General features: G+C 41.7%; 19 protein-coding genes and 1 pseudogene. 9 read left to right on the top strand and 11 right to left on the bottom strand.

What is annotated here, in order from left to right; all coding sequences use genetic code 11:
- Positions 1 to 9: 9 nt before the first annotated feature.
- The 4 genes from H6F92_RS21145 to H6F92_RS21130 all read right to left on the bottom strand — a co-directional run bounded on the left by H6F92_RS21145 (position 10) and on the right by H6F92_RS21130 (position 2,501).
- Positions 10 to 582 carry a Uma2 family endonuclease gene (locus H6F92_RS21145; protein ID WP_190359371.1) on the bottom strand — a complete coding sequence of 191 codons (573 nt, stop codon included), beginning with the start codon at positions 580 to 582 and terminating at the stop codon, positions 10 to 12.
- 166 nt (positions 583 to 748) lie between these two features.
- Positions 749 to 1,762 carry a WD40 repeat domain-containing protein gene (locus tag H6F92_RS21140; RefSeq protein ID WP_190359370.1) on the bottom strand — a complete coding sequence of 338 codons (1,014 nt, stop codon included), beginning with the start codon at positions 1,760 to 1,762 and terminating at the stop codon, positions 749 to 751.
- 36 nt (positions 1,763 to 1,798) lie between these two features.
- Entirely contained in the window at positions 1,799 to 2,041 is a 243-nt protein-coding gene (locus H6F92_RS21135; RefSeq protein ID WP_190359369.1) for a DUF5678 domain-containing protein, read from the bottom strand.
- 7 nt (positions 2,042 to 2,048) lie between these two features.
- Positions 2,049 to 2,501: a DUF29 family protein gene (locus tag H6F92_RS21130; protein WP_190359385.1), complete on the bottom strand. Its 453-nt coding sequence runs from the start codon at positions 2,499 to 2,501 to the stop codon at positions 2,049 to 2,051.
- Positions 2,502 to 2,738: 237 nt separating this feature from the next.
- Between H6F92_RS21130 and H6F92_RS21125 the strand changes: the two genes are divergently transcribed.
- The 3 genes from H6F92_RS21125 (at position 2,739) to H6F92_RS21115 (ending at position 4,189) form a co-directional block, all read left to right on the top strand.
- Positions 2,739 to 3,353 (top strand): choice-of-anchor C family PEP-CTERM protein, encoded by a 615-nt coding sequence (locus tag H6F92_RS21125; protein ID WP_265795686.1) that lies wholly within the window; start codon positions 2,739 to 2,741, stop codon positions 3,351 to 3,353.
- Between the two features lie 147 nt (positions 3,354 to 3,500).
- Positions 3,501 to 3,833 (top strand): DUF433 domain-containing protein, encoded by a 333-nt coding sequence (locus H6F92_RS21120; protein WP_002750711.1) that lies wholly within the window; start codon positions 3,501 to 3,503, stop codon positions 3,831 to 3,833.
- On the top strand, positions 3,830 to 4,189 hold the full coding sequence (locus H6F92_RS21115) for a DUF5615 family PIN-like protein (RefSeq protein ID WP_002763705.1): 360 nt from the start codon (positions 3,830 to 3,832) through the stop codon (positions 4,187 to 4,189). Before H6F92_RS21120 ends, H6F92_RS21115 begins: the two co-directional genes overlap by 4 nt.
- Before the next feature lie 27 nt (positions 4,190 to 4,216).
- Here the strand turns inward: H6F92_RS21115 and H6F92_RS21110 are convergent, their stop codons facing one another.
- The 3 genes from H6F92_RS21110 to H6F92_RS21100 form a co-directional block, all read right to left on the bottom strand.
- A complete protein-coding gene (locus H6F92_RS21110; protein WP_190359367.1) occupies positions 4,217 to 5,608 on the bottom strand; it encodes an MlaD family protein in 1,392 nt (463 codons plus the stop codon).
- Between the two features lie 375 nt (positions 5,609 to 5,983).
- Positions 5,984 to 6,763, bottom strand: a complete 780-nt coding sequence (locus H6F92_RS21105) for an ABC transporter ATP-binding protein (RefSeq protein WP_190359366.1) — start codon at positions 6,761 to 6,763, stop codon at positions 5,984 to 5,986.
- Between the two features lie 27 nt (positions 6,764 to 6,790).
- Positions 6,791 to 7,423 (bottom strand): 2OG-Fe(II) oxygenase, encoded by a 633-nt coding sequence (locus tag H6F92_RS21100; RefSeq protein ID WP_052277982.1) that lies wholly within the window; start codon positions 7,421 to 7,423, stop codon positions 6,791 to 6,793.
- 191 nt (positions 7,424 to 7,614) lie between these two features.
- Here H6F92_RS21100 and H6F92_RS21095 point away from each other — a divergent pair, with 191 nt between their 5' ends.
- Positions 7,615 to 7,860: a helix-turn-helix domain-containing protein gene (locus H6F92_RS21095; RefSeq protein WP_002749478.1), complete on the top strand. Its 246-nt coding sequence runs from the start codon at positions 7,615 to 7,617 to the stop codon at positions 7,858 to 7,860.
- Positions 7,841 to 8,611: a hypothetical protein gene (locus H6F92_RS26280; RefSeq protein ID WP_242030221.1), complete on the top strand. Its 771-nt coding sequence runs from the start codon at positions 7,841 to 7,843 to the stop codon at positions 8,609 to 8,611. The genes H6F92_RS21095 and H6F92_RS26280 overlap by 20 nt, the downstream gene beginning before the upstream one ends.
- Here the strand turns inward: H6F92_RS26280 and H6F92_RS21085 are convergent.
- Positions 8,603 to 9,943, bottom strand: coding sequence for a DNA cytosine methyltransferase (locus tag H6F92_RS21085; RefSeq protein WP_190359365.1), 1,341 nt, complete (start codon positions 9,941 to 9,943; stop codon positions 8,603 to 8,605). The genes H6F92_RS26280 and H6F92_RS21085 overlap by 9 nt on opposite strands.
- Positions 9,944 to 10,133: 190 nt before the next feature.
- Here H6F92_RS21085 and H6F92_RS21080 point away from each other — a divergent pair.
- Positions 10,134 to 10,373, top strand: a pseudogene (locus tag H6F92_RS21080) (phenylalanine--tRNA ligase beta subunit-related protein); the annotation flags it as partial.
- A gap of 70 nt (positions 10,374 to 10,443) precedes the next feature.
- Here H6F92_RS21080 and H6F92_RS21075 read toward each other — a convergent pair.
- Positions 10,444 to 11,382: a DNA-methyltransferase gene (locus H6F92_RS21075; RefSeq protein ID WP_190359363.1), complete on the bottom strand. Its 939-nt coding sequence runs from the start codon at positions 11,380 to 11,382 to the stop codon at positions 10,444 to 10,446.
- The gene (locus tag H6F92_RS21070) at positions 11,379 to 11,945 is read right to left on the bottom strand and encodes a restriction endonuclease (RefSeq protein ID WP_190359362.1); all 567 of its coding nucleotides are present in this window, start codon (positions 11,943 to 11,945) and stop codon (positions 11,379 to 11,381) included. Before H6F92_RS21070 ends, H6F92_RS21075 begins: the two co-directional genes overlap by 4 nt.
- A 225-nt stretch (positions 11,946 to 12,170) precedes the next feature.
- Here H6F92_RS21070 and pheT point away from each other — a divergent pair, with 225 nt between their 5' ends.
- The 3 genes from pheT to H6F92_RS21055 all read left to right on the top strand — a co-directional run bounded on the left by pheT (position 12,171) and on the right by H6F92_RS21055 (position 15,516).
- On the top strand, positions 12,171 to 14,606 hold the full coding sequence (gene pheT / locus H6F92_RS21065) for a phenylalanine--tRNA ligase subunit beta (protein WP_190359361.1): 2,436 nt from the start codon (positions 12,171 to 12,173) through the stop codon (positions 14,604 to 14,606).
- Positions 14,607 to 14,828: 222 nt separating this feature from the next.
- Positions 14,829 to 15,170, top strand: coding sequence for a type II toxin-antitoxin system RelE/ParE family toxin (locus H6F92_RS21060; RefSeq protein ID WP_190359360.1), 342 nt, complete (start codon positions 14,829 to 14,831; stop codon positions 15,168 to 15,170).
- Between the two features lie 4 nt (positions 15,171 to 15,174).
- Positions 15,175 to 15,516, top strand: a complete 342-nt coding sequence (locus H6F92_RS21055; protein WP_052277985.1) for a helix-turn-helix domain-containing protein — start codon at positions 15,175 to 15,177, stop codon at positions 15,514 to 15,516.
- Between the two features lie 11 nt (positions 15,517 to 15,527).
- Here the strand turns inward: H6F92_RS21055 and H6F92_RS21050 are convergent, their stop codons facing one another.
- Entirely contained in the window at positions 15,528 to 15,680 is a 153-nt protein-coding gene (locus H6F92_RS21050) for a PIN domain-containing protein (RefSeq protein WP_190359359.1), read from the bottom strand.
- Positions 15,681 to 16,032: the final 352 nt, after the last annotated feature.

Below are 16,032 nucleotides of genomic sequence, written 5' to 3'. Positions count from 1 at the left end.
GACTATATTTTACTCAAAAATAGAGATAAATAGACTAAAGCCGGGTAAGACATCCTCTCCGCTTAAATTAGCCGGTAGTTCTATAATTTCTACGGGTTGCTGAGGACGATAAATTTCCACCTGTTGTTGTTGAGGATTAACTAGCCAACCTAATCGCAAACCACTGTGGAGATATTCCTGCATTTTAGCCTGAATTTCTGGGAGGGAATCGCTACGGGAGCGCAGTTCAATAACGAAATCGGGACAAATAGGCGGAAATTTCTCCTGTTCTTCTCGACTCAGAGCTTGCCAACGAGTTAAACTCACCCAAGCGGCATCGGGAGCGCGATCTCCGCCATTCGGTAAACGAAAAATCGTCGCCGAACTAAAGACTTTACCCAATCGGGTTTGATGATTCCACAACCAAAGTAAACTAATAAAATCGGCCTCTCGGTTGCCGCTAATTCCCCCAACAGGTGGCATGACAATTAATTCTCCTTGAACGTTTCTTTCCAGTTGCCAATCTGGGTTAACTTGACAGAGACAGTAAAACTGCTCATCGCTGAGATTGACTGTATCTAAGTTTAAAATCACTGCTGCCATAGCTATATTTCGCCCTAGAAAACACTCTAAGTAGGGAGGCACAATTATTTGTAGGATGGGTTAGCGGTAGCGTAACCTGAGCGGGCGTTGGGTTTCATGCTTCAACCCAACCTACGTTCATCTTATATTTAATTCCACCCACTCACTTAGTCTTAATTATAGTTAATTAGATTCCCCGCCACAGTGCGATCGCACCGTCCCGATCTCCAGTGACTAACCAACGACCATCTCGACTGGCAACCATTCTTAAGATGACGTTTCCCTTCAGGGTATTCAAATGCTGACGGGTATTAACATCCCAAAATTTCACAGTTCCATCCCCGGAAGTGCTGGCCAAAACTTTACCCCCATCCAGCAAGGCCATATCGGTAACAGCGTCGTTATGGGCGAGAATAGTAGTGGTGCCGATGCCGCTTTTCACTTGCCAACCGCGGATCGAACCGTCTTGACTAGCAGTACCGGCGGTATTACCATCCTTGGAAAAAAGCACCCGATAAACCGGGAATAAATTACCCGCATAGGCACGAATAAAGCGACCGGTACTCACTTTCCACAGTTTAACGAAGCCATCGTAATCGGCGCTAACAATTCCTTTACCATCGGGACTAAATGCGATCGCCTGAATCGGATGATTATGACCGCGCAGGGTTTTTAACAGTGTACCCGTCTGAAAATCCCAGAGTTTAACAGTACGATCCCAGCTACCCGTGGCCAAAATTTTGCCATCGGGAGAAATAGCGGCATCGGTAACGAGAAAAGCATGGCCAGGATAGGTCATTTCTAATTTTCCCGTGCGCGTATTCCAGCGTTGCACTTTTCCCCCCGCATCGGCAGTTACGAAACTCTCACCGTCGGGACTAAATTGGATAGCGTTAACAGTATCACCTAGTTGCCAAGTCCTGAGAGGTTTTTGAGTTTTTAGGTCCCATTCCCTAACCGTGCCGTCAAAACTACCACTCAGCAGCAGGGAGTTATCGGGACTAATAGCTAAAGCATAGATGGGATCCTGATCGGCTTTTAAAATAGTAACCCGTTCGACGGTCTGCCAAGGAACGATTTCTGCTAGGGGAGGCGCCGGCGGAGTGGTGGTTTTCCCTTTTTCCTGATTGACTGCACAACCACCGGATAGCAAGAGCAGCAATAATAAAGATAATGTCGGTTGATAAAGGGTTATTTTCATAGAATTTTGCCGTTGTCAAAATCATCCTAAACTACTTTAAACTTGAACGGCTAGAATTTGCATAGAATAACGACAACGAGGAACAAGACAAATGACAAATTCTTGATTGGTTGTCCTGGCTTCTTCCAGAACATTCTGTAAATTTTCACCGTGAGCAATCACCCCTTTTTCATTATAGGCAATGTACTGATTTTTATACAAATCAATCACGGTGTCACGATTTTTGTTTAACCAACGTAACATTTCTTGGGCTTGTTCTTGAGAGATTGAGTTTATCATAATCTTTCTAGGGAGAGACGTTTTTGATGAGAAGGAAAGCATCACTAATCAGTTTATTTTTGTCAATTATAGCTTCTAGTTTCTCCGATTGATAACGACCTGATTCGACTTCTAAAGAAGCGGCATCTGAAGCATTAGGATAAGCATCATTTAAAGTGTCTGTTAATTCCTCATCACTTAGATAATATCCTGCCGCTTTTCGGCGTTTATTTTGGCGTTGGATTTCTCTAACACTATTGCGAATGGAGACATCCCGGGAACGAGTGGTTCGGTTTTCTGCCTGTTGTTTAATTAAATGAAGTAATAAGATAACAGCATAACCACGAATGGTGCTAATAATCCCATTTTTGCTCGTATCTTCAAGGTCTTCTACAATCGCCGGTGAACCTTTGGTATCACCTTTTGGGAGTAAAGCCTTTGATTCTAGAAGTTCTTCCGTGGTCCAGTTTCTTCCCCAAATACCCCTTGGTTATATCTTGCCACAAGTTTCTCTATCCCGAAGCTCGTTTGGGGCCATCTTGAGCAAAAAATTAATCATTTTTTCATCTAGTTTGAGGTTTTCTGTGCTATGCTGTGGTTGTTTATCTAAAAATGGAGTTTTTAATTATGACTCAAAAATTAGCAAAACTGATTGATTTGCGGGGGGGGGGGTAAGCATAGCTTATTAAAACTCTCAATTGCTTCCTCTGTCTTGGCGGTGAGTGCTTTGATAGTCACCCCTGTACAAGCAGCAAATTTGATTCAAAATGGCAGTTTTGAGACGGCTACCGTCAACCCTAACCCTGGTGATTTTGTGGGACTTGATGCTGGTTCCACAGCAATTACAGGATGGACGGTCAGCCAAGGAACAATTGATTATATAGGAACTTATTGGCAAGCTTCTGAGGGTAGTAGAAATCTGGATCTATCTGGAGCGAATGCCGGTGGAATTCAGCAAACCTTTAACACAACTGTCGGTGAGACTTATCGGGTGACTTTTGATCTGGCGGGTAATACAGACTACAGTCCTACTATTAAAGAGATGAGAGTGAGTGCAGGAGGAAATTCTGCTGACTTTTCTTTCGACATAACAGGAAAAAGCCGTTCAAACATGGGATGGGTATCAAAATCTTGGGGTTTTACTGCCACTGGAACAACAACTACCCTTAGTTTTCTAAATTTAGTCGATACACCTTATGGTCCTGCGTTGGATAATGTCTCAGTGATAGCTCTTTCCTCTCCTCCTCCTTCTATTCCCGAACCTTCATCAGTGCTAGGATTATTGAGTTTAGGAGTATTAGGAATTGGTTCTGCTTTAAAACGTCAATCTTAATCTCTTTTTATCTTTTTAACCCATCTAAAGTAGGTGGGTTAAATTGAATATTCAGATAGGCTTAAAATCGGTGAATAATTTTGAATTTTGCGGCACATTTTTAATAATATGCTAGGATAGTATTGATGTTTTAGGAGGTAACAACCTATGCAGTTAGAAGATTATTTTGAATTTGTAGCAGTAGATAATATTCAATTAAAAGGACATCGTATTGGCATTGAGGACGTACTGAAATACTATCGACAAGGTTATAGTCCTCAAGAAATTCTCCAAGAATTACCAACTCTAAATTTAGAAAAAATTTATGCCACTTTGACCTATTATTATCACAATCAAGCACAAATCGATCTCTATCTTGTCAAGCTAGAAAGACAACGGGAACAACATTATCAACAGTGGCTAGAAACATCATCTCCTTTAATTGATCGTTTAAGAAAAGCAAAAATTAAAAAGGAGCAGGAGTATTTACAAAAAGCATGAAAATTCGGTTTTTGCTGGATGAAAATTTATCTCCTAAGCTAAAAATAGCGGTTCAACGTATCAATTCTACTATAGATATTTTGCGAGTTGGTGATGCGGATGCACCTCTTTTAGGGACACTTGATCCTAATTTATTGCAATATTTAGAATTATCCCAGAGACTGTTAATCACTGACAATAGAAGTACCATGCCCAATCATTTAAAAGATCATTGGAACACGGGAGGTCACACTTGGGGAATTATTTGGTTACGCCCTAGCGGTACAATTAGTCAATGGGCTGAATCAATGATTTTAATCTGGGAATTAACAGAAGCTGAAGAATGGATTGATCGCTTAGATTGGATTCCTTTATGAGGAACTAAGGTGATTTTTCAAACACATTTAATCATTTATTTCGGGGCTTTTTCTGGGTTTCTTAGCGTCTTTTTCTGGGGTATTAGCGGCGGGATTTGGGGCTATTGTCGCAATTTGGGCGGCCATTCTTGTCATTGCTTGACCTTGGGCGAATTCCTGCTGTAGTTGTTCGCTAGAAGAAACCAAACGACTTAAACCCTGGATTAAGCGGATAATTTCCTGTCGCAGTTGCGGATTACCAGTAATTTCATCCACATCCGAGGTGATTTTCTGAAGATTGGCAAAAGCAGCGCGAGAGGAGTCGAGGAGTTGCTGTAGGGTGACAACAGTGGCAGGATCGGAGAGATAAGCAGTAAAGTTGCCCAAATTTTCGCTTAATTTAACAGCATTTGCCGAAATAGTGTTTAAATTCTCGATAATTTGGCTTTTCTGCACTTGCGTCAGGATCGGATCCAAAGCAGCGAGGGTAGTTTGTAGGCGATCGCTAGTAGTTTTGATACTATCGAGAGTAGCAATTAAACGATTTTGATTAGCTGCCAAAAAAACCCGCAGTTCTTCGGTGGTTTGTCCCACCAAAAGCAGCGTTTTTCGGGCCTCCACTAGGGTAGCGTCTAAATTTTTCAGACCGCCACTTCCCTGTAAACTTCTCAGTAAAGTAGTCGCTTCCTGACTCAATCCCCCGACACCGGAAAGATCACTGGAAAGGCGATCGAGGGAACCGGATACTTGCGGTAAGGATTCTAGGGATCTCATCCCCGAATTAAGTTTACCCAGAGTACCGCTGCGACGTACTTCGCTTAAAGCGGTGGTTGCCTCACCACTAAAGCGATCGAGTCCCCCCAAGGCATTGGCAGCGCGCTGGGTAAAGGAACGAAATCCAGCCACCATATCGGGATCGCTAACTAGATTAGAAATTCTCAGTAAAGATCTGATCAAGGTATTGACATTTAGCGCCGATTGCCCTTGTAAACGGGAACCGTTACAGATAATCACCTCCCCATTACAGTTAGGACTCAAGGGGGGTTCTTTGACACCACCGACGGGTAAAGCTTGCAGGGGAGTAATATCGATCGTGGTTTCACCTACTAAACCGGATTGAATGGCTTCGATGAGGGAATTACTGGGAATTAGGCGATCTGCTGGCGAAATCTCCACTTCTACGGCGACTCCCTCCGGTTCTGGGGTAATTGCCGTCACTTGCCCGATTCTCACTCCCCGATAACCGACGCGGGTTCCCACCATCATGCCCCCCACATTAGGAAAAAGGAAGCTGGCTCGATAACTGCGCCCCCCGAAGCTAAAATTACTTAACCAGGCGATTAACCAGATTAATATTCCCCCCGATGTCAGTAACATTAAACCGATACCACTTTGCCGCAGAGTTGGGGAAATCCCCCGTTGTGAACCGCCAGCTTCCATAAATAATTACTCCTCATCACTATACAGTATCTTACAGGAGAAATCGGAGGATTTCAGTGATCAGCTTCTGAAGGCAAGAGTCAAGGAGTCAGTATTCAGGAGTCAGTATTCAGTATTCAGTATTCAGGAGTCAGGTTTTAGGGTTTTAGGGTTTTAGGGTTTTAGGGTTTTAGGGTTTTAGGGTTTTAGGGTTTTAGGGTTTTAGGGTTTTAGTTCAATTTCCCCACTTCCCCATCACCCCACTTCCCCATCACCCCACACCCCATCACCCCACACCCCACTTCCCCATCACCCCACACCCCACTTCCCCATCACCCCACACCCCATCACCCCACACCCCACTTCCCCATCACCCCACTTCCCTCAATTGACTGATCACTGAATTGGTCCGTGGATACTGCCGGTAAAAAATTGCTTGAGTACGGGGATTTCGGAGTGATAAGCCTCTTGAGTCGGTCCAACCCATTGAAATTGACCTTTATAGAGAAAAACGATGCGATCGGTGGTATTTTCGATGGTGCTGTGGACGTGGGTGACAATGAGATGGGCCCCACAGGCTTTTTTTAGCTTGAGAAGTTCCATAATTACCGTCTGGATGCGGGTAGAAGCGACGGGATCGAGTCCAGCAGTGGGTTCATCGTAAAGGAGAATGTTCGGTCGATCGGCGGCGATCGAGGGATCGCTGATAATTGCTCTGGCTAAACTGACGCGTTTTCGCATCCCTCCGGATATTTCAGATGGATAGAGGTCGTAGGAACCAGACATTCCCACTAAATCTAGTTTTTCTTCCACTAAATCGCGGATTTCGGCTGGTTTTAGCTTTGAGTAGCGATAGAGAGCAAAACCGACATTTTCCCCGACGGTGAGGGAGTCAAAAAGGGCCGATTGTTGGAAAACTAGACCGACACCGAGGGGATCTTCCCCCTGTTCTACGGTTCTCTGACGTTTTGTGCCGTAGATGTACACTTCTCCTCGATCGGGTGCCAGTAATCCGGCGACTAACCGCAAAATCGTCGATTTTCCCGTCCCCGATGGACCGATCACGCCGATCGCTTCCCCTTCGTACACTTTCAGATCGACGTTATTTAAGATTACTTTCTTGCCGAAAGCTTTAGTCACTCCCCTTAATTCGACGATCGGTTCGCGCATCACCATCTAGAATATCTTTACAAAAATCCCCTTTTATTGTAGGGCAACGACCCGATCTTTCTTTTTTTTCTTTTCTGGTTTTATGGTTCGCGATTCTATCTGCATTTCGGGAATCTCTCGCAATTCTTCGGCATCTAAACGATATTGTTCGCAGACAAGACTCAGACGAATACCAGAACAGCTAACGGGATTAACTGAATGGGTGAGATCTCCTTGAAAGAGGATCAGGGTGTTAGCACAAGGACGAATCTGGGCCACGGAACGATTACGGTTTGCTAGTACCAGTTCCCCCCCTTGAATATCCCTAGGAACCTGCACATAAAGGACGCTAACTAGGAGCGGGGGATCGATTGTTTTACAATAGGAGCGCAGGGAGCGATCGATATGGGGATCGACGCGTGAACCGGTTTGTAGGAGTAAGGGATTAAGATAAAAAGCGTTGCAGTCAGCTTGTAAACTGCGATCAAGATAGGGTTTAAAATAGGGAAACATTCGTTCGACTTCGCTGATTTGTGTGCGTCGAAAAGCGATAGAAAAGCCTTTGGTTTTAACGAAATCTCGATTTAAATTGTTAACTGTGAAGTGGGGACAAGCGAGGATCTGTCCTTGTAGTTCGCTCAGATAACTGGGAGTAAAAGCGTCGGGATATTGGGAATAGTAAGGCACGGATAGAATCGCAACGGTATGGCAATCTTTAGGATACATTTTTAGTCAAACACAAAATCAGAGTTTTTGCCGCTCCCGAATACAGGTTTATTCAGAATCAGCTTTTGTGACTTATAGTCCGTAGATTAATAGTCATCATAGAAGGAAAATGGACTGTAGAGAATTTCAATATCTTCTTTGGTAGTTTATATATGGCAGGAAAGCTAGTCACTGCTGTTGCTGTGACTGTAAGAAAATTGCGGAAGAAACGTAATCTGAGTCAAGAAGCTTTAGGGTATAGAGCTAATCTTGACAGAACCTACATATCTGGAGTTGAAAGGGGAGTAAGAAACATTACTTTGGACTCCTTAGAACAAATTATTTCAGCTCTGGATATGGATATTGTTACTTTTGTCAATACTGTTGCGGAAGAAATTAATGAGTTATATCATAAATAAACATTCTGATACCAGCTTTTTCTCAAAACAGGGTCAGAAAATAACTATCGATAAAGTCATATTTGAGCATTCATTAGTTGAATGTCATTCTGTTGTTAAAAAAATAGTCCAAGATATACCAGTAGATATATTTAGAATTCTAGGTATGAGAAATCTTTCTGCATTTATTGGTGAGCTATTTGCCATAGAATTTGCCAATAAATCCCAGGGATTATTTATCAACAATCCGCATCAAGACGGCTATCCAGATTTGCTGTTAATGGATAAAAATGGCAAAGTTTTTTTTGAACAACTTTCCCAAGAAAGACGAATGCGAGATAAGTCTCCATTTAGTCCATTTGCTAATGGGGGAGTAGAGGTTAAAGCCACTTGTGGCAGTGTTCCTACACCAAGAGAATTAAAGAAGACTGGAAAAGAAAAACCCGATATGGGAGACACAAGAATCGAGGTAATGAAAAGCTATGATTGGAAGGCTCACCATAGAGAAACTAACAATCTTATTGGCATTCTCTGGGATTTTGAGAATACTATACCTCAAATAGTTGCTGTATTTTTTGGCAACAACTTAACTGACAATGATTGGGGGAAAATTGTTCAGCCAAAAGAAGGCGGTGGAAGAACAACTAGCGTCTCAATTATGTCACGACAAGGCGTTAAGAAAATGTATAAAAACTGGATTATGATCAAGAATGACGATAGATATATTAATTTTGTCAACAAATATAACAAAGACAATTTAATTTCAAAATAGACAGAGCTGCTGATATTTTTCCTTGATTTGCTCCTCAAGAGAACAATCATCATTGAGGATGGATACTAAATGATCAAATATTTTTTGTAATCCAGCAGGTGGGATACTTTCGCCAATTAACTCTCTAATTAGTTTATCACTAACTCTTTTGTCATCTGCCCGTTTCCATGAAAATGGGTATTCGGTAATTGTATGAAGAATCATTGCTTCATACAGAGATAATACTCTATTTTGAATAGGATGTAGTTTATTGTCACTACAAGCATAGGAGAGATTTCGTGTAATTGTACTGGCTGGTGCGTCCCAACTCATTCTTTTATAGGCACTGGTATAACCTTTCATCAACCTGTATTTTCCATCTTCTTTAACCCATGGACGAGGAAGAATGTGTCCACATTTAAGGCAGTAAAGGGGGGTTTCTGTACTAGCTCTATTAATTCCTTCATTATTTTTGCGTGCGCTGTGTGTTGGATTACCATTATATCTACAAACAGGATTAATACATTGATTATCAAATGAACTTTTTTCTTCTGGTGTATTACTGATCCAAAAATATTTTTCTTCATCTAATAGGGGTACATAGTGATATGGTATATCATCGGATTTAGCAGTTTCTGTTCGTTGAGAGTCAAGTGGTGGTAAATGATATATTGCGTCTCGAACAGTTTTCCATCTAGGAAGTTCTAATCCTTCTTTACTATGAGTTGGTTTAGGAAAAAGAGAATTGTTCTTTTTTAAATAATTCTTCAGTTTCTCATTTTTAGTAAATATTGAAATAAGTCGTTGACGATTCTGCGGGACTCCATAATCAGCAAAATCTATAATGCTAATCGAACTCAAAAATTTATCACCAATACGCTGTTTTATATAACATAAAATATTTACTAAATAATCGTCTTTCTCGGTCAAGGGTATATAAGTATTTTGCATTTCTGGCACATTTTCCATGACCAGTGTTTCTGCTCCACTAGCCAGAAAAACTTCTAGGGTGGGAATGATTAATAAATTTCTCTGGTCGATTTCATTTTTTGAGCCTTTACGAATAGAATTAAGCAGCTTACCTCTGCCATTTCTAGACATACCTTGGCAGGGAGGAGTCGCAAAAACAATGTCTAAATTTTGTCCAGAGAGTCGCTGCTTTGTTTCTGCAACTATCTCATTTTTTTTATCCCATATATCCCCAATAATCATTAATGATTCTGGGTGGTTAAATTTAAATACTTCTGCACGATCTTTCAATAATTCATTCGCCACTACAACTTCAAATCCCCCAGAGCGAAGAGCCATATCTCCAATTCCACCACAGGCAAATAGACTGATTGCTTTCCTCATCGATTTTCTTACTCCATGTAACTTATAGTCTATAATAACAATTGGCTGAAGGCAACTTTTAAAAATGAGTATCCCCAGCAAACCTGAAAGCGAGCTTTCCTGCCAACCCGGTCGCGGTGACAACCCACGGTTTACAATAGTTAAGAACCAACGGCAAGCAAGAATTAACGATGGGGATTTCGAGCAACTGGGGGGAGGATTAAGCCTACCAAAAGTGAAATTACGGGAATTTTCCCCTAAAAAAGATTTATCTCTGGAAATATCAGAAAATAAAGCTTGTCCTGCTTATATTGGTACGGTGATCGAGGGGGTAAAAATTCGCCCATCTCCGCTATGGTTGCAACAGCGTTTACAGGCTGCCAGATTGCGATCGCTCAATAATCTGGTCGATATTACTAATTATGTCCTCAGCTTGACTAACTCTCCTTAATTCTCCGAGGGATTTATTGTTGAGCCGATTTTCTACCCTAGCGGTTATTATTGTTAACTTTTTAGATTGACTAATCAAATACCTCAAATTCCTGTCCGATCTTGCCAAAATATTCCCCCAAACGTTGTTGAATGATATTAATATACTGAGCTTCAATTTCAATACCAATAGTCTGATAACCTAATTCTAGAGCGGCAATTAAAGTTGTACCCGTTCCAGCAAAAGGATCGAGAACTATATGACTGTTATCCTGTGGTAGAAATAACTCGAGCAGTTTTCTAATCAATGATAAAGGTTTAATCGTACAATGCTCATCAAAATTTTCATCCCGTCCTTTAGAAAAGCCCTCTAAAATATTGGATTGAAAAGAGCCGTCACTTAGTATAGCTTTAAAGGGACCTAATCCAGTCATTTGTATAGTTTCAATATAATTGTTTTTTAGAGGCTTCTGCACAATAACTATAGCTTCCCATTCATTTCTCAAGCAAGTATGCCAACCTTGCCATTGTTTGGCATTAGTATCACCAATTTTGTCAAGTTTTTTCTCAATATTTAATCCTTTAGGAATGCCTGAATGTCGTCTATAAACCAGCACATCTCTAGCATAAAAACCGGCATTTTCAAGAGCAATCTGAATATGAGCCAGTGTTCTTGTGCTACTAAAAACAGCGACAACAGCCCCGCTTTTACAAACACGCATTAGTTCCTTTGACCAATCTGTTGCCCATTCAATATAATTGACCACATTTTCGCGATTGCGTTGATACCAACGCTCATTGCGAACCCCACCAGCTAACCCACTTCCATAGGGAATATTTTTTACCAGTGTGGAACTGTTTTGAATGCGTTCTCTGCGTCTTTGGATTTCATCATGATCCCAATTTCTGCCAATGAACTCATAATTATAGGGTGGATCTGTGATCACACAAGATATACTAGATTCTTCTAGTAAAGTGAGAAGTTCTCTACAATCACCGTGCAGAAGTTGCCATCTTTTTGAGATATTCATCGGGCAATATAAAACTCCTGTGTTTCAGAAAATTTATCAAAAGTTTTCAGCAAATCGAACCCACTGCGCTCAAGTATATAATCAAAACTTTGTTGGCCCTGCAAAACAGTCCAGCCACCCAGATGACAAGCTTTAATCGCTGCTGGTAAGTTATCCTCTCGCACAATCAGTAAAATAGGTCTAAGTCCTCTTTCCTGTAATAGTTTTCCATACTGTTTAAACTTTTTAAGTGTGCCAGAATCTCCCGAACCAATTCTATATTTAGTATCGGTGGCATCTCTACCTAAAATGCAGTCACAAGGTTGATCATCTGCAATCTTTAAAGCTGGTTGATAATCTAAACAATTAGCCTTAAAAACTTCTGTCACCAGACGTTGCCAACACATTCCTAGTTCCCTGCCCCAATACTGACGATTTTCCCTTTTTAAACTAGGAGTAATTCCAAATACCCTCATAAGCGAATCATAATCATCATTTTCTTCTCCATAGATTTTGTCACTAAAAGAACTTTGGTATTGTCTCAAAATTCCCTTGAGGAGGTTTTCTATTTGATCGGGTGGCATCAATAATCCTTTTTGATATAGATAGCTAACTACTGATTATCTCCCCAAATTATCGGTAATCTGTTCAAAGATAATATCACTCCTGGCCAAGGAAAATGAGCGGTTATTTACACAGTTCTTCCATCCTCCCCCTAACATTTTAACAGCCGATCGGCCCTAATCTCTAAATCATTGACTACCCACGGTTTACAATAGTTAAGAACCAACGGCAAGCAAGAATTAACGATGCGGATTTCGATCAACTGGTTACGAGAATTAGTCAAAGTCGCCCAATCTCCCCAAGAATTAGCCGAATTATTGACAATTGCGGGAATAGAAGTGGAAGAGATCGAGGATCGCCGAGAATGGGCAAAGGGTGTGGTTATTGGTAAAATTATCGATCGCCAACCCCATCCCAATGCGGATAAATTAAGTGTCTGTCAGGTGGATATCGGTCAGGAAAATCTTAGTACAATTGTCTGTGGTGCGCCCAATGCTAGGGCTGATATTCTAGTTCCTGTGGCTACTTTGGGAACTTATTTACCCAAAATCAATTTAACGATTAAACCGGCTAAATTGCGCGGGGTAAAATCGGAAGGGATGATCTGTTCCCTCGCAGAATTAGGATTAACTAAGGATTCTGAAGGAATCCACATTTTTAGTCAGGAAAATCTCCCTTTAGGTACAGATGTTCGTCCCCTTTTAGGACTCGATGAGGTGATTTTAGATATTTCTCCCACCGCTAACCGTGCCGATGCTTTGAGTATGATCGGAGTCGCGCGAGAAGTGGCGGCTTTGACAGGAGGAGAATTAAGCCTACCAAAAGTGAAATTAGGGGAATTTTCCCCTAAAAAAGATTTATCTCTGGAAATATCAGAAAATAAAGCCTGTCCTGCTTATATTGGTACGGTGATCGAGGGGGTAAAAATTGGCCCATCTCCGCTATGGTTGCAACAGCGTTTACAGGCTGCCGGATTGCGATCGATCAATAATGTGGTCGATATTACTAATTATGTACTTTTGGAGTGGGGACAACCCTTACACGCTTTCGATCGCGATCGTTTACAGAGTTTTGCCGGAGGTAAATCCGTTACTATTGGGGTCCGTTTTGCCGAGGAAGGGGAAAAAATTATTACTCTTGATGGTCAGGAAAGAAGCTTAAAAGAGTTTAATTTGTTAATTACTGCCAATAATAAGCCGGTAGCTTTAGCAGGAGTGATGGGAGGTCAAGATACGGAAGTTAACGAGGAAACCGTTAATCTTGTGCTAGAGTCGGCTTTATTCGATCCGATCGCCATCCGTCGTTCCTCAAAAGCGCAGGGTTTACGCAGCGAATCTTCCGGACGCTATGAACGCGGTGTTAATCCCGCCGCTTTGGAATATGCTTGTCAAAGGGCGATCGATTTGATTCTAGAGTTAGCTGGGGGAACTGTCAGCAGTCAGGTTAAAGCTGATTATCGCGCCGATCAGTCCAGTGGTTCGATCGAATTGCGTTTACAACGTTTGCAGCAGCTACTGGGTCAAGTTACCCTAGATAATGGTGCGATCGGTGAAATTATCGCCGAAGATGTGGAACGGATTTTAGGCAATTTAGGCTGTGAATTACAGTTAACCTCAAAAAATCCTGTTCTGTGGACCGTGACAGTGCCAGACTACCGTTATCGGGATTTAGAACGAGAAATTGACTTAATTGAAGAAGTGGCGCGACTGTACGGATACGATCGCTTTGTCGATACTTTGCCGGCAAAAACCGCAGCCGGAGGATTATCCTTTGAGGAAACTATACAGCGTCGGCTGCGGGAAGCTTTTCGCGCAGTGGGTTTGACGGAATTAGTCCAGTATTCCCTAGTTAAACCGGAATTAGCGGAAGTTGTCCTCGCTAATCCCCTTTTTGTCGAGTATTCTGCTTTGCGGACTAATCTCCTAGACGGTTTAATCGAAGCGTTTGAGTATAATCAGTCTCAGGGTAACGGGGCCTTAAATGGCTTCGAGATCGGGCGAGTTTTCCGCTTAGAATCGGATAATATCAAGGAATACGATGCAATTGCCGGTATTTTTGGCGGTGATTTCTTCCCTGCTGGACGTTGGCTGCGATCGGGTAAAGAGGTAGCCATGACTTGGTACGAAGCAAAAGGGATTTTAGAAGCAGTATTCGATCGCCTTTCGCTGACAGTAAGCTACGAAAAATATGCCGAAGATGCGCGTTTTCACCCCGGACGAACAGCATCTTTATGGATTGGCAAACAACGCCTAGGTATATTCGGTCAACTACACCCGCAATTGCGTCAGCAAAAGGGATTAATTGAGACAGTTTATGCCTTTGAAATCCAGTTCCCGATCCTGTTAGCAACTCTTAGCGATAGTGCCAAAATTACCCCACGTTTACAGGTCTATTCTACCTATCCGGGGGCAGCGCGAGATATCGCCTTCTTTGTTTCTACAGATATACCCGTAGATAGATTGACAAAAACTATCAAAAATGCTGGAGGTAATCTCTTAGAAAAAGTCGAATTATTCGATCGCTATCAGGGGCAGAATGTGCCAGAAAATCATTGTAGTTTGGCCTTTAGTTTAGTCTATCGTGCCAGCGATCGAACTTTAACCGATGAAGAGGTGGAACCCTTAATGACAAAAGTGCGAGAAGCTTTAGTTAAACAGTTCCAAGTTTCTTTAAGAAGTTAAATTCAGCGATCAATTATCAGTTATCAGACATCGACCTTATATTATCTCAAGAATAATCTCACACATCGCTATCAATATCGCCTCTAATGATTACCAATCAGTTTGAGAGTTGCTCAAAGTAGGTTCACTGTTCATATTTTATCGCTCCGCCACCTTTGAATTGTTAGATAGTAGTGAGGCGATTGCCATATTTTAGTACATCAGATATGATATAAACACATCATGGCTGATCAAAGCAAACCTTTAGCTTGGCTGCATGGTGAGATCAAGACCCCACCTTTCAGTTTAGAAGCACGGATCGAAGCAGGTGTCTTACTCAGGCAACTACAGGAAGGCGAACCCCTTGGTTTGCCACATTCGCGTCCTATGCCAAGTGTAGGCTATCATTGTCATGAGCTACGCATTAGAGACGTCGATAAAAATTGGAGGATTATTTATCGAATTGATGAAGATGCAATCTTGATTATTGAGGTGTTTAATAAGACAACAAGAGCAACACCCAAAAGTGTAATTGAGGTTTGTAAGAAACGCTTGAGTAAATACGATACTGATCAGCAGGAATAAGAGGATGGAAGAGACTAAAAAAGGGCTTTTGGAATCAAAAGGCTGGAAAATCGGAACCGTTTCCGACTTTTTAGAGTTAACGCCCGAAGAGATTATCCTTGTTGAAATCAAACTAGCTCTTAGCAAAAGTTTGAAAATTCAGCGGCAGAAGATAATGACTCAAAGTGAACTGGCCAATAAAATCGGCTCTAGTCAACCTCGGATTGCCAAAGCTGAAAATGGCGATCCGTCAGTTTCACTGGAATTGCTTATCCCATCGCTGTTGGCAACAGGTGCCACTCCTCAAGACATCGGACAAATCATTGCCAGTGTCAAAGGCGTTGCTGAATCAAGACCTGAATGCTAATTTTGTGCATTCTATCCACTAATGTTAGTTATTGTCGTTGATGCGATAAATCCCTGAATTTCCCCAGCATCAATACGCTCAAATAATCTTGCTGCTTTTTCCACAAATAGCTCTCGTTCTTGTAGAAAATCAAGAATGACATTGGTATCAATCAGAACTCCCATTACTGATGCTTCTCGATCAGATAGGTTACATAATCGGTTGGGGCGTTAGTTTCCCCTGTAGCTGCCGAAATCTCAGAAACACCTCGCAAGCGCAACAGATTTCCCCGCTTTTGCAATTGAATTTATTAGACTATAGCTTAAGTTAGCAATTTATATGAATTACCTTTTACAGATAACCACGCAATAACGGCTCTTCGGTTTGTGTTATGCAATGGACGGGGATTATAAGGGATGGAACCCAGAAACGTTGAATCCTGTAATAAAACTTTACATTGACAAGCATAATACCCCTATAACATCAAATTTTAAATTGAATAGACAATCCTCCGGAACCAGTGTACATAGCTAATAT

Source organism: Microcystis wesenbergii FACHB-1317 (assembly GCF_014696875.1).
In the GTDB taxonomy this organism is placed as follows: Bacteria; Cyanobacteriota; Cyanobacteriia; order Cyanobacteriales; family Microcystaceae; genus Microcystis; species Microcystis wesenbergii_A.
The sequence above is the reverse complement of the archived record's forward strand: the minus strand, read 5'-3'. Positions and strand labels throughout refer to the sequence as shown.